The sequence below is a fragment of the Candidatus Pristimantibacillus lignocellulolyticus genome (genome assembly GCA_023639215.1).
In the GTDB taxonomy this organism is placed as follows: domain Bacteria; phylum Bacillota; class Bacilli; order Paenibacillales; family Paenibacillaceae; genus Pristimantibacillus; species Pristimantibacillus lignocellulolyticus.
In genome coordinates this window covers 1,422,509-1,445,502 of sequence record CP097899.1, presented here as the reverse complement: position 1 = coordinate 1,445,502, position 22,994 = coordinate 1,422,509, and the positions used below count along the sequence as shown (strand labels likewise).

Sequence of the window (22,994 nt, the reverse complement as noted above, 5' to 3'; positions counted from 1 at the left end):
GGCTAAAATGAAATCATTGATAATGATTCTCAATCGGAACTTAGGAGGTCACAACATGCAAGTTCAATCGATGCCAGAAACATTACGTTATTTGTCTTTTCATTTGTTAGATATTGAACTGTTGGAATATGGCACTGAAGCTGTTCACATTAAAGAGACTGCAGAATCATATACGCTTCTTATTATAAAGAGTGGTTCAGGTTCATTGTATAAAGATGCTGTAAAATTATTATTTACTAATCATAGCGCATTTCTATTGAATCCAGGTCATTCCTATCAAATTGTCAGTAATGATGATGAGTGTCTTGACTATTATAAAGTTACCTTTGTAATTACTCGTATTAACGGGTTAGCCCAACCAGAAGTGTATACACAGGAGTTATTTCCTAGTCGTAGTGAGTTACGTGTATATCCGTTATCTCAATTAATAGATATGGCTGAGCAACTCTACGAGAACAAAGAAAATGGTGAGTATTTAGAAGCGTTCCATCAAAATTTACGGTTCATGAAATTAATTGGCTTTGTGTTAGAACATAATATTGTCTCGGATAGAAAATCTAGCTCAATACAAGCTGTAGAACGAACCATTCAATATTTACAAGATCACTATACAGATAAAATAACAGTAAAATTTTTATCTCAACTGGCGGGATATCCCAATGGACAATACTCAGCAATTTTTAAAGAGTTGACTGGGCAGAAACCATTAGATTATCTAACAGAGCTCCGAATTAAACAGTCTAAAAATTGGCTACTTCAGTCGAATGAATCTTTACGTCATATTGCCGAAAAAGTAGGATTCACCGATGAATATTACTTCAATCGTAGATTTCGTCAAATGACAGGAATATCTCCAAGACAATATGCCAAAGCAATGGATCGCCAAATAAACGTAAAAGATTGGGCTGGTCATGAGGTAGCTATCCCATCTAAACCTTCACGTATTATTTTCTATGGAAATTCTATGCAAGATTTATTGCCACTAGGTATTGAGCCAATTGAAGGAGGATATGAGGGAGGTTCTTTCAATAGAGAGAAAGCTTCGCTCATTAAGCCGGACTTAATTATATTCGATAAAGATGATGAACAGGAATATAAAAAAGTATCACAAATTGCGCCAACACTGCAATACAATTCGCATGACTCACTGGAAGAGCGATTACTCATATTAGGCCAATGGTTCGGCAAGGAGCAGGAAGCAAGGCAGTGGCTTAATCATTATGCTAATAACTCTGATCGAATGTGGAAGCAGCTACAGACTTACATAAGACCTGGAGAGACAGCATCAGTGTTTGTACATCATCGCGGTAAGAGCTTATTTGTGATGGGGAAGATTGGATTAACTTCAGTTCTTTATCACCCATCTGGTTTTCGCCCAGTAGAGAAGGTTAATGATATGCTTAGCGAAGAACAAGCTTATAAGGAAATTACATTAACTAATATCCATGAATACGCAGGAGATCGCATTTTTATGCTTTGTCCTAGTGACCCTGTTTCTAGAAGAGCAATGGAAGAAACAATTAGTAGTAATTTGTGGAAAAGTATACCAGCTGTACGTAATGGACTAGTGTATTTAGTAGATGAGCTGACATGGAACTGTGTCGACGCCATCACAATAAGCAAGCTACTTAATCTACTTCCAACTTTGTTAAAGCATACTTCTTAAGTGTACGTTAGAATTGGCTACCCATTTTTTGTAGTCTTTTCGGTATTTCTGCTATTAAAGTAATCGATCAGCCATTTAGTAAGCTGTTTATGGGAGTTGCTAAAAAATCGCTCAGAACTATACATTAGCTCAAGATGACGTTGTGGTGTATGTTCTGTAATTGGGATAGCTACGATATCTGTAAGTAAAGATTTTTCTCTGAGTAAACTATCGGGTTGAATCGTAACACCAACCCCACCACGAACCAGTTGTAGAAGAGAAGTAGCAGAACTAGTCTCCATCACTGTTGTTAATTGAAATCCTTGTTCACTGCAAATTTTATCTACGATATTGCGACCGAGATAACCTTTAGGATACATGACCAGTGGAAGATGTTCTACTTCATGAAGGGCAATTTCCTTTCTACTAGCAAGTTCACTTGCTGCATTGACGAATAAGTGATAAGGTTCCGACCTGAGTGGAATCTGTATTAATCTTCTATCTGGAGTACTTTTTAAACCAATACCGATATCTACTCGATTGTTGAGTAATTCTTCTTGAATGTTGAGAGTAGAGAGAGCTTGCAGTTGTATATTGGGATATTGTGATTTGAAATGGATAAATAAAGGTACAAGTTGGAAATCTAGGTCAGAAGGCAGTACTCCAAGACGTACTGTTCCTCGCTGGCCTGCTACCAGTTCACTTATTGCATTTTTAGCATCCTGTTCTGCATGTAGCATCTTACCACCATGCATTCGCAACAAATGTCCAGCTTCTGTTGCTACGACCTGTTTACCAATACGATCAAATAGTGGCATACCGAGTTCTGCTTCGAGAACACGAATTTGGTGACTTAATGTTGGTTGCGTGATTCCAAGTAATTCGGCCGCTTTTGTAAAATGTAATTGTTCGTATACAGCCATAAAATATTGAATATGACGAGTGTCCATAAGGTCTCCTTAAAATCATAGTTAATTTCTATTATAATAATAGAAATTATAGAATTGATCAATGATGAAGTAGTGATTATACTCTTGTTACACACTCAAGTACAGGAGGCAATATAAGTGAAAAAATATTATTTATTGATAGCTATTTTTGTTGCAGCGTTGAATCTACGACCGATTATTACTTCTGTTGCTCCGTTGCTTGGTACTATACAATCGAATCTAGGAATGAATGGTCTAACAGCAAGTCTGTTAACTACACTGCCCGTATTGTGTATGGGTATATTTGCCCCTATAGCAACCATAATGCGAGATCGATGGGGTCTTGAACGAACCATATTTATAGCTCTTGCTTTAATTACCGGGGCAACAGCATTACGAGGTGTTGTTGGCTCTGTAAGTATACTGGTTATCACAGCTCTTATTGGCGGAATAGGCATTAGTTTGGCCGGACCGTTGTTATCCGCATTTATTAAAAAATACTTTCCTAAAAATCCTGGTATTGTGAGTGTATACTCTGTTTCTTTGACAGTGGGTGCAGCAATTGCTTCTGCTTTATCTATACCAATCTATAACCGCAATCATCAAAGTCTTACACTGACTTTATCTTGTTGGGCAATAATTGGTGTTGTTGCATTAGCAATATGGATGCGTCTGATTGGTCATTCGGAAAAGACGGTAGGCACAGTAAACTCTAAGCTGCCTTTTCGTAATAAGCGTGCGATATTATTAACACTTTTTTTCGGGTGTATGGCAAGTATGTTTTATTCTATGACAGCATGGATAACTCCGATAGCACAGAGTTTAGGCTATAGCAAAGCAAGCTCCGCATTACTACTTACAGTATTTACAATTGTACAAATTCCGATATCCATTATTGTTCCAAGTCTTGTATCACGATACGGAAAACGCCGGTTCTTTTTAGTTGCTTGTAGTATATTTGAGCTTGTCGGTGTTGTGATGCTGTTAGTACATCTCCCGATGATGCCAGCTGTTATTTGTTTGGCAATTGGAGCAGGGGGGCTATTCCCACTTGCACTTATGCTACCTATTATTGAGACTAAAACAGCTCAAGAGGCTGGGGCATGGTCAGCAATGTCACAGTGCGGTGGTTATATCATTGGAGCAATGGGGCCTCTGTTAATAGGAGTAATACATGATTATAGCGGTAGCTTTACACCTGCTCTTATCGTAATGCTCGTTATTATTGCACTAATGATTGGAGTACAATTACTCCTTTCTAATGGTGCAACCGTTGCAGAGCCTGTGAATAGCTGATTTATCAGTATCGATAAAAATGAAACACATCAAGTCAACTGGACTGCCCCGTAAAAGTTAGATGGATGACTAATTATTACGGGGCAAATCATATTGTAATCAAATAGGTAGATCAATGTTCTTGGCGGCGTCTGTCATGAGAAACGGAATAGGTATCATGACGAAGGTTGAGTATTGGATCATCAGACAAGGCCATGCCTTCCGTTATAATCGTAGGATCCATGAGCAGATCGACGGGCTCCTCGATAATATCAGATATGTAGAGTTGACCAAAATCAATTCGCTGGCGATCTTCCGGCCAAACTGTAGTTGGATCATTGGTTGGATCACCTTCCTCACCAAAAATCGCATGAAGGTGGAAGACTATCGGTTCAACTTGCAATCTCTGGCTAAGTTCTTCTTCTAAATAATCTTTTGGTTGTTGTGCGGCATCTATAATAGACAATGTATGGACACCACGAGCTGGAATCCATTCGAACTTCACAGGATACTTATCTCCTTTTTTATCGTTAAGGAAGTACGCATGAATGCAGTAATAGTTGCATTCAGCATAGCTAGCAGGTGGCATTAGCTTTTTGATAGCTAGTAAGCTTTCTTTGCTTTCAGAGAAATGTGATGTTATTTCTTGAATAAGATCAATTGGTCCGAGTAGGCCATCTTGTGCCCGATGGACAGCGTGGATCATGTCTAGAAATGACTCCGGTGTCCGTGCAAAAAATACCGGTATAGTCACACCGACAAGATTCGTAATACTTCCATCTGGGAGTTTGAATTGAACGGCTATTCCTTTGGCGGGAGACATGAAGTCAGCTACTGCTGGATCAGTAGAACTACCGGAAAAACGGACAACAGCGCTTACTTCTTGCTCTTGCAGATGGGGAGCAAAAGTAAACGGCGCTGCAAGACCACTCGGTCGGAAGACTGCCTTACAACATATACCTTTAGCATGTGCACGTCGATATCCGCAATGCACGCCTGAGATATTTTCAATCGCATCCACAGTTTGTGATGCCAAGTTTGATGAATCGGCAATATTATTCGAATGAGAATGGTCTGAACTAGAAGTAGTCATATTTTATGGCTCCTAACGCTCTGTGAAATATCTTGTAAGTGTCTACTACTCTTTATTGCCAGCAAAGATAATCATTATCCTCAATAAATTTATATTATTCGTAATGGAGATTACATTAATACTTGTACATAAGTTGATAAAATTAATCTACATTATGTATTGAGAAAGAGTTGGGGGATAATTCATGTCTACATTAGCACGCAAAGTACACCATAAAATTACCGGAGAGTCGATTACATTTCTAAAAACATCACTTGAAACAAATGGGGAATATCTGTTGATAGAAGTATCTTTACCTCCAAATGGTGATGGTCCGCCATTACACTGCCATGATCGCTTTGATGAACAGTTTGTTGTGAAACAGGGGAAATTGACAGTCAATATTAATAAAGTAGAACAAGTTTTAGAAGTAGAGCAAATGTTGACAGCACCAATAGGTGTAGCACACACTTTTCGTAATGGACATGATGAGCCAGTTGTATTTCAAGTAAAATTGACACCGCCGCAACAATTTGAAGAATCTGTACGTATTCATTATGGCTTAATGGATGATGGTTTGACGGATAACAACGGTGTTCCGAGCAATATTTTTCATACAGCACTTATGTTAGTTTTACAAAATACTTTAGTGGCAGATAAACCTTTATGGTTACAGCGTAGCTTATTCGGATTACTAGTTCGTATCGGTCAATTAACGAATGCTTACAAGCCTTTAGAAAAATATACAGGTAAGAAGATTACAATAAAATAAAGTTATTAAAAAGCATCCGACAGTATGTTTCGGCTGTAGACAAACTCCAACTTGAGTTTGTTTACAGTCTTTTTTTGCTCTAGCTAAATGAGTATGAAGAAGTCAGTATGTAATGCTATAAACGAAAAATCAATATCTAATGATTATGAAAAATATCGTTTGGGGCATCTTATGGAGAAACCTACAAAGGGAGTTGAACATAGTGGCAAGAAGAAAGCGTAGATATGCAGTACCTGAGGTAGAACAAGCGATGCAGACATTCAAGGCAGAAGTAATGAGAAAAGAAGGCTATACTGTTGATTCTAATCGACCAGAAGATGTGAAGTACGAGGTAGCCAAGGAACTAGGTGTTCCACTTCATCCAGGTGAAAATCGTAATCTTACTACAGAACAGGTTGGTCAGGTGGGTGGGAAAATTGGTGGTTCTATGATCCGAGAGATGATCCGTCTTGCACAAGAACAAATAGCGAAAAGAGAGTAGCTTGGATTTACGATTAAATATATGGACCTACAAGAATTATGAAAAACACGCTAATTAAGGCGTGTTTTTTTTGTGCGGATAGTTATAAAGAAATTGGATCTTGTATTTTTAACAAAATATAAAAATAACGACATTGAATCATGGCTTTCTATCATTTTACGAAAAAAAGTTAATGTGAAAGCGCAAAAAATCATGCATCTGTTATCTCGATTCAAGTATTTGAAGGAAGTAAAATGTTTGTAAGAGGAAGAGGATAAGTTCCTAACCATACATAAGTCAGGACACTGAAACACTCAATTGAAAGGGTTTTCAATAATTCAGCAGGGAGGATGATTATGTCACAAGTAAAGGCCAAAGAAAACTTTAAGTCGATTCCGCCTAAACGTAGATCGGTGAATGAAAAAAGTTTTTTACAGCGATTGTGGAAACAAATAGATCTCCAGTTAATGGTCTGGGTAGGCGTTTTACTAATATTTGTATTTTCATATATTCCGATGTATGGCGTAATTACAGGATTTATGGATTATAGCATTTTTACGGGAGCAAGAATATTTGAAAACCCGTGGGTCGGATTCAAACATTTCGAGTCATTCTTTAATGCACCACAATTCGACACGATTATGAGAAATACGCTTGTTATAAGTTTATTGAAATTTTTAATCGGTTTTCCAGCCCCAATCATTCTAGCTCTCATGTTAAATGAAGTTCGTCGACGCTTTTTCAAACGAACGATTCAAACGATTACCTATCTACCTTATTTCATGTCATGGGTCATCGTGGGCAGTATGGTTATGAGCTTGCTTTCTACAGATAACGGGAGTATCAATATTTTTCTCCAAACATTAGGAATTATTGACGAACCGATCAACTTCCTTTCAGAGAGAAATTATTTTTGGGGGATACTCGTAACCACGAACGTTTGGAAGGATATAGGATTCAACTCTATTATCTATTTGGCTGCTATAGCGGGAGTAAATCCGAGTCTATATGAAGCAGCAGAAATGGACGGAGCGAGTAAGTTTAAGCAAATGTATCTCATAACGATTCCGACTATTATGCCTATCATTATCATCTTTATGATCTTACAAATGGGTAGTCTACTCAACGCAGGTTTTGAGGATATATTAATCTTGGCACAGAATCCGAGTTTACGACCAGTATCTGATGTCATTGATACGTATGTTTACCGGATAGGTATTCTTAATCAACGATATGATTATGGCGTCGCTGTCGGTTTATTCAAAGCCGTTGTAAGCATTATATTATTAACCTCTGCAAACTATTTAGCGAGGAGAACTGGCAACAGTCTATGGTAGAACATTTCACAAGGAAGGAGTTGGACTATATTGTATTTTAAGCGTATGGGATACAGCGACCGAGTCATGGTTGTAGCGATATATGTGTTGCTAATTCTATTATCTTTCTCTGCTTTGTATCCTTTCTGGAACACAATTGTCGTCTCGTTTAATGTAGGTCTTGACACAGCTAAGGGTGGTATTACGTTCTGGCCAAGACAATTCACTTGGAGCAATTATGAAGTTTTTTTCAGTAATAGAGGTATCTTGAATGCCTTTATGATCACGATACTTCGAACGATAATTGGTTCCATTTCTGCAATTTTCGTAACAGCTTTAGTGGCCTATAGCATGAGTAGATCGCAATTAATGGGTCGTAAATATTACACCTTTTATTTTATCTTCACAATGTATTTTGGAGGGGGACTAATTCCGACGTTCCTTCTTATCAACTCTTTAGGTTTGATGAACAATTTTCTTGTTTACATTATTCCAGGGCTCATCAGCGTATGGAATATGATTATATTCCGAACTTTTTTCAAAAGTTTACCTGTAGGAATTGAAGAATCCGCTCAGATTGATGGTTGTAGTAATATGGGGGTATTTCTGAGAATAGTACTCCCTTTATCTGGTCCAGTTATAGCGACGCTTGGTTTATTCACTGCTATTGCCCATTGGAATGATTGGTTCGCACCAACGATTTATATAACCAATGAAAAATTGTTGCCTATACAAACGATATTGAGACGAATCTTGAATTCAAATCTGATTAATGAAGCATTTGGAAGTGGCAATATCGATAGTGCTATGGGTGAGAGATTAGCACAGAAGAGTATTACCAACAAATCAATAATAAGTGCTGCTATTATGGTTGTCTCGCTACCGATTATTGCAGTTTATCCATTTGTTCAAAAGTATTTTGTTAAAGGTGTAATGATTGGTTCATTAAAGGAGTAATGCTCCCAATGGTTTGAGGCGCTCGCGCTTTCAACATATAAAAGTTTCTATTGAGAGGGGAATACAAGGAAATGAAAAAAAGAAAAATGCTATTGTTGATGGTTACAGCAGTATTAATTGTGGCAACTGCACTTTCAGGCTGCAGTAAATCAACAAACGATCCAAATTCAGGTTCAACAAAAACCTCGCCAACTCCCGGAACGACTACCAATGCAGAAGAGGGAGAGTCATCAGATATATGGGAATTCGGTTCTAGTGAACTATCGTTTTCAGCTTTTCAACTTTATAACTGGCAGGATTTCCCTGCTACAATGGATGATAATCCATTCTGGAAATATTTAAAGGAAAACAAAAAACTTAATATTAAATCGGTACTTGGTAGTAGTAATAATCTGCAACTTATGGCGACGATGATGGCGAATGACAATCTTCCTGATCTTATTCATGGCGACCGTAATCATCCGGATTTTCTAAAGTTGTATAAAGAAGGCAAGTTAGTCGCACTAGATGACTACATGGAGAAATATCCAAATCTTAAAAAGTGGTTGAGCTCGGAAGCAGCAGATCTGCTACGCTCGCCGGATGGTAAACTATATCAATTCCCTAACTATTACACAACGATTCCTAATGGTGCCGCAGGTTATGTTGTGAATAAAAAGATATACAAAGAATTAGGTTCACCTTCTTTAGAGACGATGGATGATTTATATGCTTACTTGGTGAAGGTTAAAGAGAAGTATGGAAATGAAATCGTTCCTTTTGAACCAGATCAAGCAGCGAATGCGAATGGAATCGGTCTTATTTACACTGGACACAAAGAAAATTCTTATTATAGATCGTTAAGCTCAGGGACAATCGCTGTAGTTGACGATGCTAATAATAAATTGTCCTCCCTATATACAGATCCGGCTTTCCGCGAATCACAAAAGTTTGTTTCTAAGCTATATCGCGAAAAATTAATTTCTCAAGATATGTTTACAGCGGTTGATCGAGCAGGAATTCAAGAAAGAGTTTTGACAGGAAGGGTAGCTATTTATGCTGCATCATCACCTCTAACTTGGGCTATGCAAGGAGATACAGAACTATCTGCAAAAGATCCAGATGCAGGTTATTTTGTAACTTGGCCAATCCATAAGGCAGGATTAGATAAAAACAAAATATTTACTGGTTCTTGGGACAAATTAGGTTGGAATGTTAACGTTATTACAACTGCTGCGGAAGAACCGGAAAAGATCTTTGCGTGGCTAGATTGGATGACTGGACCTGAAGGTATGGCTACTCAGTACTTCGGACCTGAAGGCGGTAACTGGAACGGGTTTGACGAAAATGATCGTCCGATCTTTACAGATACCTATAATAAAGCAGAAGTTGCTAAGCTTGAAACTGATAATGTTCCTGTTATTATCGTAGGAAATACAACGTATATTGATCCTATTAAAATGGATTATGAAATGGCGAAACCTGAAGCGGAGAGAAGTTGGTTGTTGACAAATCAAGAAGCTGTAACATGGAGAACGACTAATGACGCAACAGCATTGGCAACAAACTTAACCCCTCAAGCTGGGACTGATCTAGCAGATATTGATGTAAACGTGAGAGAAATCTTTGCTCAAGCTTTATCAGCATCAGCTACCGCAAAAAGTGATGCAGATGTAGATAAAATTCTAGACCAAGCACAAGAAGATTCTTTAGCTGTTGGTTACGGTGAACTTCTTGAATGGCGTACAGAACAATGGCTGAAAAATAAAGAATTACTTGGAGAGTAATTTTTAATAGGTAGAGAGAGTCCATCCCAAGTGGTTGAAAGAATCCAATGGGATGGACTCTTTCGATTACATAGGTTAGTATCAAAGACTATATTTGATGCTAACCTTTGTAATTGAGAAATACAGGAAAAAGTATTGAAATTTTTGTATATTGTTATTGGAAATATTGATATAATTTTACAAATATGACTTTATGTAATTTATTTGTAAGGGAGTGTTATAGTTTGAGGGGACAAAGAGCAAGATTCCTATGGATAGTGCTAGTAGGGGTTGTTGTATCATTGCTTACAGGATGTAGCTCTTCTCAATTTCCAATTCAAGAAGAAGAGATCTTACTCAATCAAAATCTACCTGGTTTACAAAATATGAATAGCGAGGAAGAATTATACCCATTAGGGGTAGAACCCCTTCACTTCAGTTTCTATGCTCATTATAGTTACTATACTATGCCGCAATGGGGTGCAGACCCATCATCTAAGTGGATTCAAGATAACTTGAAAATAAATATTAGGAGTATAAGCGCGAATGGAAATGCCAAATTTACATTGCGGCAGATGATTGCAAGCAATCAGTTGCCAGACATCGTATGGGGAGAGCGAGATTTCGATCTAGGACAGTTGCAGGCAGAGGGTTTGCTCGTTCCATTAGATGAATACATAGAGAAGTACCCCAATTTAAAATATTGGGCAGGCGAGAAGGTATTGGATTTACTCCGAGCCTCAGATGGGAAAATATATTATTTCCCGAATTATTATACGAATAAACCGTACGGCAATGCTGGTTATGTATTAAATAAAAAAATATATAGGGAGCTAGGATCTCCGAAACTAGAGACTACGGATGATTTATATATGTATTTAATTAAGGTGAAAGAAAGTTACCCAGGTGTTGTCCCCTTTGAGACAGGACTAGCAAAGGAAGGTCATGGAATCGACCAGCTTTTTTCTGCATTTAAAGAAGATAATCTGGGATTCACACGTTTATATGGAGTTCCAAAAGAGAATCGTATGACGTCCATCTATTTGGATAAAGAATTTCGAGAGTCAGCGTTGTTTGTAGCTAAGCTGATGCGTGAAGGACTTATGCCTGCGGGAGCGATGATACAGACAGAGGACCAGGTTAGCGAGAAGTTGATGAGAGGAAATGTAGCTATTTACGCTAGTGCAAATCCGATGTTAGATGCCATGCAGGCAGATGCAGAACTGCGTAAGTTGAACAAAGATGATGGCTATATGTTCATTGAACCGATCTATAAGCAGGGCTTGGATCGATCAAAAATTTTTCCAGGTACTTATAACATTCTGGGATGGAACGTCACGGCAATTACTAAAAATGCGAAAAATCCAGAAGCAGTTTTCGCGATGTTGGATTGGATGACGGGACCGGAGGGGTCAGCTGTACAGATGTGGGGACCTCCAGGAGACGAAGGATATTGGAACGGCTTTAAGGAAGACGGCATTACACCCAATTTTACAACGAGATATGGTTCTGATCCGGAACAATTAACGGAAATCCAAGCGGTATCTAACCAATTAATATGGGTAGGAAATACAGCTTATTTGGACAAAATTAAAAGCGATTATGAACAAACGTTGCCATTAGAACAGCGAAACTGGGCGACTTACTGGCAGCAAAATATTACTTGGAAATCACAAGGGGATGCCACGGCCTTCATTAATGTTCGACCAGCATCGAACTCGGAAGAGGGATATATTATGCGCGAATTGGAAGAAATATGGCTTGAAGCAAGAGAAGATGCACTGTTCGGTCAGACTGATGAAGAGGTGTTAACCATCTTGGATGAAGCTCATATTAGTTCGATGGAAGTCGGTTTTCAAAAATATTTGGACTACATTACGAATAGATGGCATGAGAATATGAGGGTTCTGAATAACGAGTAGCAACGAGTATATCACATTGTTACGACTTTGGAGGGAAGAATCTATGTATAATGTGTTGTTGGTAGATGATGATGAACTAGATTTGGAAGGCATGAAGAGATTTATTCCTTGGTCTGAACTAGGTATGGAAGTAAAGGGTTCTGTGAATAACGCTTTGTCTGCTTGTGAAGTCCTGGATCAACATGCCATTGATATTCTTGTAAGCGATGTAAATATGCCTTATATGTCAGGGCTAGAGTTGGCACGGATCGCATTACAGCGTAAACCAAATATAAGGATCATATTTGTGAGCGGTTTTCAGGAATTCAGCTATGTTCAGCAAGCGCTTTCACTCAAAGCTTATAGCTATGTGTTGAAACCAATGGAGGATCGTGAGCTTATCGCCTCATTAATGAAAGTGAAGCGGGACTTAGACGAGGATCTTAAATATCGTGAAGTTGAAGAAGCATATCAGGATATGATTCCAATTGCGAAAAGCGATATGTTACTGCGACTGTTCGAGGGCGAAGATACGACGGATCGCGAATTTATGAATAAATTAATGAAAACTCATGAGTTGCACCGTTTAAACTGGCCCATTCGCGTTGCTGTCATGGAATTAGATTTGCTGTCGAGAGTGGATAATAATGCTGGATCAAGGCTCGAAGGATTCAAAATATTATTGAACCAGCTGCATGAAGCTGCCAATAGAGGTGACGTCGTTCCTTATTGTAAGTTGAGCCCACAACGAATTGCGTTACTTTTGGAGGCCAATGGAATAGAAGATAAAATAGCACAGTTGATCGATTTTGCGCAGCGGAAACAGTTTGTTACGATCACAACTGGATTAGGATTGCCTGTGCATGCATCGGATCAATTATATGAATCGTATCAGCAAGCCATTCAGGCCGTTGAAGGGAAGATGTTCTTTGGTAAAGGAGGCATCATTCATTTTGAAGAAGTAAGTATCCAGCCAGCCATGTTGGATTACCGTTTGCTGGATAAGCATATGAATGCTTTAATGAAAGTGCTAAAAGATTATGAACTTGTTCAAATCTATGATGAGCTTGATAATTTATTTTGTGTCGTTACGAATTTGCGTTCCAAATTCACTGTGCATAACTTGACCAGTTATATGATTTGGAAGTTAGATCATTATTTAAGCTCAATGGACGAAGATCTATTCGAATTACTTGATATCGATATCCGAAAACTAGATATCTTGTTACAATTCGAGACAATTAATGATATTCGTAAATGGATGCTGACACATATATTTCAAATATCGGAGAAACTGCACCAGAAGAACAGTACCAATGACAGTAAATTTATACACAATGTAACGAAGGTAATTAAAGAACGAATGAGTGAAAATATTACGGTAAAGGATATTGCGCAGCATTTTTCGTTCTCATCTAGTTATTTTGGATTTCTAGTCAGAGAGAAGTCAGGACATACGTTCAACGAGTTACTTGTGCAACTACGGATGGAGAAAGCATGTGAACTACTTAAATTACCTGGATTGAAAATTTACGAGATTTCAGATCAAGTAGGCTACCGTTACCTACCATACTTCAGCAGGCAATTCAAAGAAAAGTTCGGCGTGACGCCGCTTGAATATCGGAAGAAAGAGAAGTAGCAGTGGAGGTAAAGATGAGACTAGGTTGGAACAATGGAAAACATCGTGGCTATATTCCAATTGGGTATAAGCTAATGTTATCCTATCTTGTATTTATACTTGTTCTTGTAACCGTAAATGGTTATGTTTCTCATTCGATGTACGATTCTTCCATGCGTAAGCAGATAAAGAGTAATATTCAAAGTACACTGGTGCAAATTCGAGATAATGTAGCCTACAAAAGCGATGATTTGGTGCGAATTTCTTCGACTCTATATGAAGATGAAAATTTAATTGAGAGCTTAAAGTTGAAAACTGATAATAGTATGATGATTAATACACACTTTAAAGAAGTTATCACACCGAAGTTAGAGAGCGCATCGAAGTCGATTGGTATTAATTTGAGGCTTTTCTTGTATGTAGGGAATGAGACGATACCTGAGCAATACTATAATTATGATATAAACAATTATGATATCTACGAACGGGGCTCTTGGAAAAATAGTCTTCAAACGTACAATATATATCATTTGGCACGTATTGAGCAGAAATCATGGTATGATTCGCTTCCAGATGAGAGATACGGCTTTACAAAGCTATGGACTCAGGTGGAGGATGACAAGCAGAGCAACCGTATGTCAATGATTCGCCGAATTGTAGATTTACAAAACCCTTTGAATGTTACGGAAGTGGGCGTGATGAGGTTTAGCGTAAGTAGAGATGAATTTTTTGAAAGTGTAGATCATCGAAAACTTGGCGAAGGAGCGGTACTGATCGTCCAAGACCGTAACGGGAATATCATCTATGCTTCAGATGCTACGAAGGAGCAAGAGCTCGAACAGAATGTGCTGGCATCCCAGCAGAATTTCGATCTGGATGGAGAATATTTGAAGCTTGATGAGTATTTGCCTGAGCAAAATTGGACGCTTGTCGCATATGTTCCATTAACGACGATTCAACAAGAAGCGGTACGCGTTCGGACATACATTATAGCTATATGTATTTTGTGTTCAATTCTATTTATTTTTTTGGGAATATATATGTCAGGTTATTTCTCCAAACGAATTATGAAATTTATCTTTGTTCTAAACGCTTTTCGCGAAGGAGATTTACATAAACGTATTTCTTACAAAGGGAAAGATGAATTCTCGCAAATTGCCACAGCGCTTAATAGTATGGGGGAAGATTTTGAAGCCTTGATCAAGAAGGTATACATAACTCAGCTAGAGAAGAAGGAAGCGGAGCTGGAGATGTTACAGACACAAATTAATCCACACTTTCTATATAATACACTCTCTTCTATTAATCAGTTGGCCAAGTTCGGAGAAAATGAGAAGCTTCAGCAAATGGTCGTAGAACTGGCTAAGTTTTATCGATTAACGCTAAATTCTGGTAGAACGTTGATTCCTGTCTCATCTGAAGTTGAGCAGGCTAATGCCTATTTGAATATCCAAAAGGTAAAATACGGTCACCGACTTGAAGTAACATTAGATGTCGATGTAGATGTATGGAAGTATGAGACGATCAAGCTTATTTTACAACCTTTCATCGAGAATGTGCTTAATCATGCTTGGAGTGGTGGGGACCGTATCCATATTCGGATAGTCGCTCTGCTAGAGGGAAACGACATAATATATCGTGTAATTGATGATGGCATGGGTGTAAAGCAGGAACGTATTGCAGAGATACTGAATGCTTCAAACGAAAGCGAGACTGGATTTGGTATTCGAAATATCCATCAGCGTGTACAACTTCAATATGGTGAACAATACGGCGTGTCAATATTTAGCAAGAGGGGCATCGGTACTTCTGTCAATATACGTATTCCAGCTAGGAAACGCAGGTTGTTTGCGGAGAATGACAAAGAGTCGAATGATAATTAGAGAATAATAAGTCTTAGTTAATAGTTAACCTCGATCCATGAATATTTTTGGGGGTATGTTACAAAACTATAGTGTGGATAAATCTAATTAGCAAGAGAGGAAGAAGCAACTTGGCTAAGCACTCAGAAACAAGCTGGAAACAGGATCATCCAAGCACTTTATTAAGTAATTCTGTCCAAAAGGTAAATCATGCGGTGAAGCAAGCAATGTCACACCCGGATGAGCAAGTTGTTGAGCAAGCCTATAACGCAATATCTCATGCAGAAAATGCGCTTGGTAACGCAGAGCAATATAATGAGCATATGGACATCGTCCAGCAAAATAAAGAACAATTAGATCTATTAAAGCAACAATTGAGTGGAGTTCAGGATATTTCAGAAGATCTATTACAGTAGTAAATAACCCCATACATTTTATGAAATGTACGGGGTTACTTCTGCAAGGAAGGTATTAAACAGGGGGTAGAAATATTTAGGCTAAAGTATGAAAGTGTTACTTTTTAGAAGTTTTGAGTTACAGTATTTAAATCTTCTGCAGAGCTAGCGACTTTGATTGATGCTGAACTTACTTCTTCGATCACTCTAACTAAAGCTTCCAATTCCGATTCTACTTTGTTGAGTTCATCGGAGCTACTTTCAAGGGAAATTAGAATTTGATTAAACGTTTCACTTGTCTGAGTTGATTCTAGCTTCCCTAGCTCCACATCGTGTTTAACTTCTTGAATTGAATGTACAACTTCCTGCGTATGCGTGCTAGCTAGTTGTATGAATTCACTTATTTGCTTTACAGCCTCTCTCGTATCCTCAGAAAGTTTCTTCATTTCTTTTGCTACAACACCAAATCCAGCACCATGCTGACCTGCTCTTGCGGCTTCAATACTTGCATTAAGGGAAAGTAACTTAGATTGACTAGAGAGGTCCTGTACGATATGTACAATTGTTTTAATTTTCTCAGAAGAAAGGGTAAGTTGCGCTACAGAGTTTTCCATCTGTAAGGAACGTTCATGAATAGATGTAATTCTACGTTCAAGCTCACTAATTTTTTGCGAACCAGCAAGAGCAAGTAACCGAGAGTTCAGAGCAATATTTGCGCTATGAAGGAAGGATTCATTGACTTGGCTGCTACTAATGATAAGATGTTCGGTTGAATTGCTTGTCTGTTCAGTAAGAACAGCGAGTTCTTGACTTACGAGACCGATTTTATGTTTTACTTCTTCTCGAACTTCATTGTTGTATCGTTCTTTTTGTTCGTTATTTTTCTTATCGTATGCTTCAATGACTAGCTGTTGCTCGAAATTAAGCAACTTTGAAATCGCCTTCACATATGTCAAGCTCGCTTGACTATCTTGAGCATAGCGATGAATTATAGTTATAAATATGTTTTGTAGATTTTGAAAGCTTCCGATATACCATTTCGGTTCTAGTCCGATATGCTGATGGACCTCTGCAATACGTAGCCTCTTCTGTATATACTCGCTGTTGATTTTTCCACTGAATAGTTCAATAATATGCTGCTTCAAAGTGCTTTTAAGTCGAGCAATTGTACTATGCTCTGTAATGATTTCTTTAAGAGCGGTTACTTCAATAATTGTTGCGTAAAAAGTGTCAATGATTTCATCTATGTGATCAATAATCAGTGGTTGAATGGATTGAACAATGCGAATATCATCTTCGGATAGATCAATCATCTTCAATTGTGTTGTTAGCTGATCACTATTAACTTCAATGGAAGTCTCTGTCACATGGACATGTTGAATTCCGTTTGACGGTATAGATCTATAATGGTTTAGTTTTTCGAACCATTTCTTCATGTGGTACTCCCCCTTTTTAGTAAAGTGTTTCGAACAAATCAATCGGTATAGATGTATCCATCACATATCCTCGCATATTGTCGTAATTCGTCGAATTAAGTCTATGTATTGTTATTATCCATTATTTATAACTGATAAGTAAACCTCATTATGTTTCAATCTAAAATATTTATTTCTAAATCATTTACTTATGGGATTTGTAAATTAAGATCGTAAACGGTAAAAATTTGAAGAGTAAAGGGAGGTTTTTATCGCACGTTTTGCCATATTACCGGAAGTGGCTGTGACAGCAGAAGTGAATCGGGGGAGAACACTATAAATTGCAGCGGTTATGGAGAGAATTCCTTAACCGCCATTTTATTGTTACCGAATATTTCTGATCAAGCGGAGTTGTCTTCCTGGCTAGCAGAACAATATAGTTACAATGTAGATGAGCTATCGCTAGTTGCTACATCTTTTCTTTCTAGAGCACGTGCCCATCCAGTTAATATAACTGCTCCAAGTACCATAATTGCACCTACCCATGGTGTATGAATGATACCGATGGAGTCAGTTACTACGCCACCCAAATAAGCTCCAATCGCGATGCCAGCATTGAACGCGGCAATGTTAACAGCAGAAGCTACGTCTACCGCCTTCGGTGTATAACGTTCGGCTAACAAGACGACATATACTTGTAATCCAGGTACGTTCATAAAAGCTAACAATCCCATAAAGAGAATAGTAATCAAACCAGCAACTTTGAACGGGATCGTAAATGTTAGAACGATCAGTACAATGAATTGAAGAATGAACATATAGAAAAGTGCAGATACAGGTTTACGGTTAGCTGCTTTACCACCAATGACGTTTCCGATAGCAATGGCAATACCATACACAAGAAGTATAACGGTCACTGTACTTTCACTAAATCCAGTGATATCTTGCAATAGCGGAGATAAATAGGTAAAGACTACAAAAGTTCCCCCATAACCAATAGCAGTAATAGCGAATGCAAGCAGTAATCGTCCATTTGTTATTAGTTTCAATTGATTATTGAGCGATGTTCGAGTTCCTTTACGTAAATTAGAAGGAATCAATATCATATTAGCTATGAAGGCTATGACGCCGATAATTACAATTCCGATAAAGGCTGCTCGCCATCCCATATGTTGCCCGATCCAAGTACCTAATGGTACTCCGGTAACCGTAGCTACGGTAAGTCCCGAGAACATAATGGCAATGGCAGAAGCTCTTCGATTTTCAGGCACCAGATCAGCGGCAATCGTTGAACCAATAGACATAAATACGCCGTGAGCGAACGCAGAAATAATACGAGCGACTAATAACATACCAATTCCAGTTGCAGAAGCAGCTAGACTATTTCCTATAATAAACACAATCATAATCCAGAACAATAATGTTTTCCTTGGTATATTAGATGTTAATGATGTTAATATTGGAGCTCCAAAAGTTACGCCAAGAGCATATAGAGTAACAGTTAAAGCAGATGTTGTAACAGATATATTTAAGTCTTCAGAGATGAGTGGTAGTAGCCCTACGCTGATAAACTCTGTTGTCCCTATTGCAAAAGCACTTATTGCTAATGCAAGCAGTGCTAACGTACTTCTTTTTTTATCTAGTGTCATGTGAATGCTTCTTTCATAATGTATTACCGGCCAGTAATTGCTATTATGAGACCTTAAAGCGTAAATGAATAGTACGTACTTTTAAGTGATATAGGCACTAAAAAGTACCTGTAAACAGAAAAAACCTCCCTTTCAACCGAGAAAGGGAGGTCTGTGCTCATATTGATGCAAATTATTATGCTGGGAAATCAGTTTTGGTAGGTTCTGCATATCCATCTGCATATGTCTCATCAATAATCGTTCTAATTTCTTTCAGTGACTTACCGTCTTGTGTCATTCTTATAGAATTAACTGCGATTTGTAAGCATACTCCACAACGCGTTCCATGGTCATCCCATACAATAGTTCCATCTGCTTTAACTTCTTTAATAAAGCAGTTCAAATTACTTTTATGTCCTGCGCTTTCACCACAACCACAATAACATGGCATCCACTTTAGAATTTCAGTTGCCTTTCCAGCAGCCGCATATACTAATCGAATCTGTTCATCCTGTCCCTCTAAAAAAGAAGGTAATATATCTGCTGAAGCTGTTTCTTCTTGGATATCTCCATTTACATGTTCATGTGGGGTCGTCTCTTCGTGGGTATTTGCATTTGTATGTTCTTGATGGTTTGCCTCGTTTTGTGAACTACAAGCCGTTACAATAATAACTAGCGTTAATAAGATACTAATTTTAGTAATAAGAGATCTCATTGCTTCACCCCAATGTATAGTTTCAATTACCAATATATCACACTTATAGGTCAAGTATAGTTTTTTGGGAAATGTTCAAAAATTAGACGTATTCAAGATATGAAATATAGTTAAGCCTTATTCAAAGTAATGACGCTAATCTCAGGTCGGCAATTGAATCGCACAGGTAGACGAGTCGTACCAACACCACGCGTCGTGTAAACTTGCAAACGGCTATTCTCAATCTGGTATAGACCATACGGATATTTGCTACCATAGGGAGGCGTGTATAATGCTCCAATGAATGGGATGCGAACTTGTCCTCCATGACTATGTCCTGACAATTGTAGATCGATTGGTAGATGACCATATTCATCTGCAAAATCAGGCTCGTGTGCAAGTAGAATGGTACATGACTTTGAAGGGATATGAAGCAATGCTTGCTTAATATCCGGCTTACCAACCCAAGGATCATCGATTCCAGCAATATATAGTCGATCTTCTCCTCTAGTGAGTTCGATATGTTCGTTGTGAAGGAGATGGAAGCCTGCTTTTGCTAGTCCTTTCGTAACTGCTTTTCGATTACCAAATGCGTCATGATTGCCTATAACAGCATATTGGCCTAACGGTGCTTCTAGTTGCGAGAAGAGTGACACTGCTTCTGAAATATAGCTTGACGAATGATCTAATAAATCACCAGTAAAACAAATAAGATCAGGTTTCAAACGCTGAATCTTCACCATTAAATGCTTTAGATGATCCGAATTGGAATGAATGCCTAAATGTAAATCACTGAAATGAACAATTCGTAACTGATCAAAAGAAGCAGGGAGATGAGCAATTTTCACTGCTATCGCATTAGTATCAATCCAGTTAGGTTCTACATAGCGAGTATATACACCGGATAGACTAGCAAGACCGACTATACCTATGCCAAGTTGCATACTCTTTTTCAAAAATTGACGTCTACTCATAGATGTTGAGAGCATAATACCTCCGATGTCCTTATTTATTACAGTAAGACCATCATAGGCGTTCAATGTTACAGTAAGGTGACAATAGAAAAAAAGACCCAATAAGAGAGACTCCGTTAAAGGGTCTATCTTATTGGGTATATTTCAGAAAAATTTTAATCTTTTCGATGCCTTTTATTAGTTTTGTGATGTTGTTGGTAATGAGAAATGAAAAGAAATCTCACCGTTTTGAACTTGGAAGCCATATGGCGAGTTATGTTTTTGCAAAATAGTTCTAACAATCGAGAGGCCTAAGCCGGTTCCACTTAGCTGCTTGCTGCGGGAGCTTTCCATTACGAAGAATGGTTCCCAGATGTTGTCCCACTGTAAGGGATCGACTTCTGTAATGCTATTGCTAACGGTAAAAAGTAACTGATGTTCGTTATTTTCAAGAGTGATCTGAATTTGTCCATTGGTCGTATATTTCATAGCATTGGAGATGAAATTGTTAAGTACCATCTCGATTTTCTGTTGATCTGCCATAACCCACGAGTTGGTGAGCGAACTATTATGAACGTTCATAGCAATGTCCTGCTGCTTAATTGCAAGTTCAAACTTCTTCAGAGTTCCATCTAGCAACGCTACAAAGTCAAATAAACTCATCTGATACATATCAATTTGTAACTTAGACAGTTCCAGCAGTTCATTGACCAATTTGGCGATATCATCAGTCTGTTTCTGAATGACATCCAAATAAGTCCCATCGTCCATACCATCTTGTATTCCAGAAGTATAGGCTTTAATTAAGGAAAGTGGCGTTTTCAATTCATGAGAAATATTTGCGATAAATGTTCTTAGATTTTTATTTTTACTTTCTAATTCTAGATGGGCTTGCTCTAATTTATCGCTCATCTCATTAATGCTCTCCGCTAAAGACTCAATCTCGTCACCAGTCTGAATATGAACTTTTGCAAATGAGAGCTTGGAGATATCGTCTGCTGCTTTTTGAATTTTGGCAAGCGGTTGAACAATCTGCCGCACAAACAGTACGGACAGTATAATTAAGAGCAGGAGTTCGCCAGTAAAAATATAAAGATTGAATGTATTAACGATGGTAACGGTTTCTGTGGAATGCGAGATCGATTCACCAATTACAAAAATTATATTATCCTTTTTCATAAAGGTAACAAGGAAGCTTGACTTTAATTTTTGCTGGTTATAAATTTTTCTAACCATCTTATGGTTATTAAGCTTTTCAACGCTTTCATCAGTTATCCAAAATTTACTCAGTGTAATTCCTTTTTTTCGCAATTCATCGATAATCGTATCATTAAGCAGATCTATATTGTCAATTAGATAAGTATGTACAATCGTTACATCGTGCTCATTCTCTATAGACTCAATACGGTCAATCAGATATTGCGTTTCCATCGTTTCAAGCTGTGTAGTCAAGGTTGCTAGTTCATTCTTTTTCTCGTATAACAAATATTTAGGTAAGAAAAACGTATTGATACTAATCGATAAAATGACAATGATCAAAAACATAAGTGAAAAGCGTGATATGAGTTTTTTATTCAGCTTATTCATGCGGTTCATCCAGACTGTACCCCATACCTCTATGTGTTGTAATGATATGGTCACCGATTTTCGACCGCAATCTGCGGATATGCGTATCGACCGTTCTTTCTTCACCTACATAATCAAAGCCCCATACATGGTCTAGCAACGCTTTTCTAGATATGATGATTCCTCTATTTTCGATCAAATATTTCATAAGATGAAACTCAGTATTTGTAGCTTGTACATCATCGTGATTTCTATAAATACGTTGCCCGTCCATATCGATTTGTAGATCTCTAATCGTAATGAGGCGTTCCATCAGGAGTAGTTTTCTTACTCTTACTATTAGTACACGCGGATCAAAGGGTTTACTAATATATTCATCCGCACCTGATTGCAATGCGATCAGTTCATCGTCAGCCTCATCTTTTGCAGTTAACAGCAGTACTTTCGTTGTTTTACTTTGGCTTTTAATCTCTTTGCAAACTTGTATGCCGTTACTCTTTGGCATCATCCAGTCGACGATAGCCAAATTAATTTTATTCGTATAAAAAATATGGAGTGCTTCTTCCCCATTTCGAGCTTGATAAACTGTAAAGGATTCTTTTTCTAAATAAGCTTGTAGTATTTTGAGCATGTAGGGCTCATCATCTGCGATTAATATATTCATAAAGAGCTCCTTATAGAAAATGAGATGCATGATCTCTTATTAAAATACACTTATTGTGAAATTTTCATTCGGTAGTTTTTTCAAGGTTAGAACCTCCTATAATTGGCTGAACGGAGTGACGATAATA

General features: G+C 37.9%; 19 protein-coding genes. 11 read left to right on the top strand and 8 right to left on the bottom strand.

All coding sequences use genetic code 11. From position 1 onward, the window contains the following. Nucleotides 1–55 precede the first annotated feature (55 nt). Nucleotides 56–1,666 carry an AraC family transcriptional regulator gene (locus NAG76_05970; protein URN95790.1) on the top strand — a complete coding sequence of 537 codons (1,611 nt, stop codon included), beginning with the start codon at nt 56–58 and terminating at the stop codon, nt 1,664–1,666. Between the two features lie 17 nt (nt 1,667–1,683). On the opposite strand, the gene NAG76_05965 is transcribed toward NAG76_05970, so the two are convergent. Beyond that, nucleotides 1,684–2,595 (bottom strand): LysR family transcriptional regulator, encoded by a 912-nt coding sequence (locus tag NAG76_05965; GenBank protein ID URN95789.1) that lies wholly within the window; start codon nt 2,593–2,595, stop codon nt 1,684–1,686. A 117-nt stretch (nt 2,596–2,712) separates the two neighbouring features. Between NAG76_05965 and NAG76_05960 the strand changes: the two genes are divergently transcribed. After that, nucleotides 2,713–3,870 carry an MFS transporter gene (locus NAG76_05960; GenBank protein ID URN95788.1) on the top strand — a complete coding sequence of 386 codons (1,158 nt, stop codon included), beginning with the start codon at nt 2,713–2,715 and terminating at the stop codon, nt 3,868–3,870. A 112-nt stretch (nt 3,871–3,982) separates the two neighbouring features. Here NAG76_05960 and NAG76_05955 read toward each other — a convergent pair whose 3' ends face one another. Then, nucleotides 3,983–4,942, bottom strand: coding sequence for a catalase family peroxidase (locus tag NAG76_05955; GenBank protein ID URN95787.1), 960 nt, complete (start codon nt 4,940–4,942; stop codon nt 3,983–3,985). Nucleotides 4,943–5,126: 184 nt separating this feature from the next. Between NAG76_05955 and NAG76_05950 the strand changes: the two genes are divergently transcribed. From NAG76_05950 to NAG76_05910, 9 genes are all read left to right on the top strand, one after another. After that, nucleotides 5,127–5,693 carry a cupin domain-containing protein gene (locus NAG76_05950; protein URN95786.1) on the top strand — a complete coding sequence of 189 codons (567 nt, stop codon included), beginning with the start codon at nt 5,127–5,129 and terminating at the stop codon, nt 5,691–5,693. A 202-nt stretch (nt 5,694–5,895) separates the two neighbouring features. After that, on the top strand, nt 5,896–6,174 hold the full coding sequence (locus NAG76_05945) for an alpha/beta-type small acid-soluble spore protein (GenBank protein ID URN95785.1): 279 nt from the start codon (nt 5,896–5,898) through the stop codon (nt 6,172–6,174). 335 nt (nt 6,175–6,509) lie between these two features. Continuing rightward, the gene (locus tag NAG76_05940) at nt 6,510–7,490 is read left to right on the top strand and encodes an ABC transporter permease subunit (protein URN95784.1); all 981 of its coding nucleotides are present in this window, start codon (nt 6,510–6,512) and stop codon (nt 7,488–7,490) included. Between the two features lie 45 nt (nt 7,491–7,535). Further along, nucleotides 7,536–8,426, top strand: a complete 891-nt coding sequence (locus NAG76_05935) for a carbohydrate ABC transporter permease (GenBank protein ID URN96774.1) — start codon at nt 7,536–7,538, stop codon at nt 8,424–8,426. A gap of 71 nt (nt 8,427–8,497) precedes the next feature. After that, entirely contained in the window at nt 8,498–10,192 is a 1,695-nt protein-coding gene (locus NAG76_05930) for an extracellular solute-binding protein (GenBank protein ID URN95783.1), read from the top strand. 224 nt (nt 10,193–10,416) lie between these two features. Beyond that, entirely contained in the window at nt 10,417–12,093 is a 1,677-nt protein-coding gene (locus NAG76_05925; GenBank protein ID URN95782.1) for an extracellular solute-binding protein, read from the top strand. A 43-nt stretch (nt 12,094–12,136) separates the two neighbouring features. Continuing rightward, nucleotides 12,137–13,711, top strand: coding sequence for a response regulator (locus NAG76_05920; GenBank protein URN95781.1), 1,575 nt, complete (start codon nt 12,137–12,139; stop codon nt 13,709–13,711). Between the two features lie 14 nt (nt 13,712–13,725). Further along, nucleotides 13,726–15,573 carry a sensor histidine kinase gene (locus tag NAG76_05915; protein ID URN95780.1) on the top strand — a complete coding sequence of 616 codons (1,848 nt, stop codon included), beginning with the start codon at nt 13,726–13,728 and terminating at the stop codon, nt 15,571–15,573. Nucleotides 15,574–15,683: 110 nt separating this feature from the next. After that, nucleotides 15,684–15,968, top strand: coding sequence for a hypothetical protein (locus NAG76_05910; protein ID URN95779.1), 285 nt, complete (start codon nt 15,684–15,686; stop codon nt 15,966–15,968). 104 nt (nt 15,969–16,072) lie between these two features. On the opposite strand, the gene NAG76_05905 is transcribed toward NAG76_05910, so the two are convergent. From NAG76_05905 to NAG76_05880, 6 genes are all read right to left on the bottom strand, one after another. Beyond that, nucleotides 16,073–17,383, bottom strand: a complete 1,311-nt coding sequence (locus NAG76_05905; GenBank protein ID URN95778.1) for a globin-coupled sensor protein — start codon at nt 17,381–17,383, stop codon at nt 16,073–16,075. A gap of 419 nt (nt 17,384–17,802) precedes the next feature. Next, on the bottom strand, nt 17,803–19,011 hold the full coding sequence (locus NAG76_05900; protein ID URN95777.1) for an MFS transporter: 1,209 nt from the start codon (nt 19,009–19,011) through the stop codon (nt 17,803–17,805). 175 nt (nt 19,012–19,186) lie between these two features. Continuing rightward, nucleotides 19,187–19,705: a PCYCGC domain-containing protein gene (locus NAG76_05895; protein URN95776.1), complete on the bottom strand. Its 519-nt coding sequence runs from the start codon at nt 19,703–19,705 to the stop codon at nt 19,187–19,189. 110 nt (nt 19,706–19,815) lie between these two features. Then, nucleotides 19,816–20,760: a metallophosphoesterase gene (locus NAG76_05890; protein URN95775.1), complete on the bottom strand. Its 945-nt coding sequence runs from the start codon at nt 20,758–20,760 to the stop codon at nt 19,816–19,818. A 75-nt stretch (nt 20,761–20,835) separates the two neighbouring features. Then, complete coding sequence (locus NAG76_05885) at nt 20,836–22,224, bottom strand: HAMP domain-containing histidine kinase (GenBank protein ID URN95774.1); 1,389 nt, start codon at nt 22,222–22,224, stop codon at nt 20,836–20,838. Beyond that, complete coding sequence (locus tag NAG76_05880) at nt 22,217–22,867, bottom strand: response regulator transcription factor (protein ID URN95773.1); 651 nt, start codon at nt 22,865–22,867, stop codon at nt 22,217–22,219. The genes NAG76_05885 and NAG76_05880 overlap by 8 nt, the downstream gene beginning before the upstream one ends. Nucleotides 22,868–22,994: the final 127 nt, after the last annotated feature.

What these genes read in the sequence shown, in the direction of transcription:
- NAG76_05970 (URN95790.1), top strand. Translation starts at nt 56, where the DNA reads ATGCAAGTTCAATCGATGCCAGAAACATTACGTTATTTGTCTTTTCAT.
- NAG76_05965 (URN95789.1), bottom strand. Translation starts at nt 2,595, where the DNA reads ATGGACACTCGTCATATTCAATATTTTATGGCTGTATACGAACAATTA.
- NAG76_05955 (URN95787.1), bottom strand. Translation starts at nt 4,942, where the DNA reads ATGACTACTTCTAGTTCAGACCATTCTCATTCGAATAATATTGCCGAT.
- NAG76_05950 (URN95786.1), top strand. Translation starts at nt 5,127, where the DNA reads ATGTCTACATTAGCACGCAAAGTACACCATAAAATTACCGGAGAGTCG.
- NAG76_05940 (URN95784.1), top strand. Translation starts at nt 6,510, where the DNA reads ATGTCACAAGTAAAGGCCAAAGAAAACTTTAAGTCGATTCCGCCTAAA.
- NAG76_05935 (URN96774.1), top strand. Translation starts at nt 7,536, where the DNA reads ATGGGATACAGCGACCGAGTCATGGTTGTAGCGATATATGTGTTGCTA.
- NAG76_05930 (URN95783.1), top strand. Translation starts at nt 8,498, where the DNA reads ATGAAAAAAAGAAAAATGCTATTGTTGATGGTTACAGCAGTATTAATT.
- NAG76_05920 (URN95781.1), top strand. Translation starts at nt 12,137, where the DNA reads ATGTATAATGTGTTGTTGGTAGATGATGATGAACTAGATTTGGAAGGC.
- NAG76_05915 (URN95780.1), top strand. Translation starts at nt 13,726, where the DNA reads ATGAGACTAGGTTGGAACAATGGAAAACATCGTGGCTATATTCCAATT.
- NAG76_05905 (URN95778.1), bottom strand. Translation starts at nt 17,383, where the DNA reads ATGAAGAAATGGTTCGAAAAACTAAACCATTATAGATCTATACCGTCA.
- NAG76_05900 (URN95777.1), bottom strand. Translation starts at nt 19,011, where the DNA reads ATGACACTAGATAAAAAAAGAAGTACGTTAGCACTGCTTGCATTAGCA.
- NAG76_05895 (URN95776.1), bottom strand. Translation starts at nt 19,705, where the DNA reads ATGAGATCTCTTATTACTAAAATTAGTATCTTATTAACGCTAGTTATT.
- NAG76_05885 (URN95774.1), bottom strand. Translation starts at nt 22,224, where the DNA reads ATGAATAAGCTGAATAAAAAACTCATATCACGCTTTTCACTTATGTTT.
- NAG76_05880 (URN95773.1), bottom strand. Translation starts at nt 22,867, where the DNA reads ATGAATATATTAATCGCAGATGATGAGCCCTACATGCTCAAAATACTA.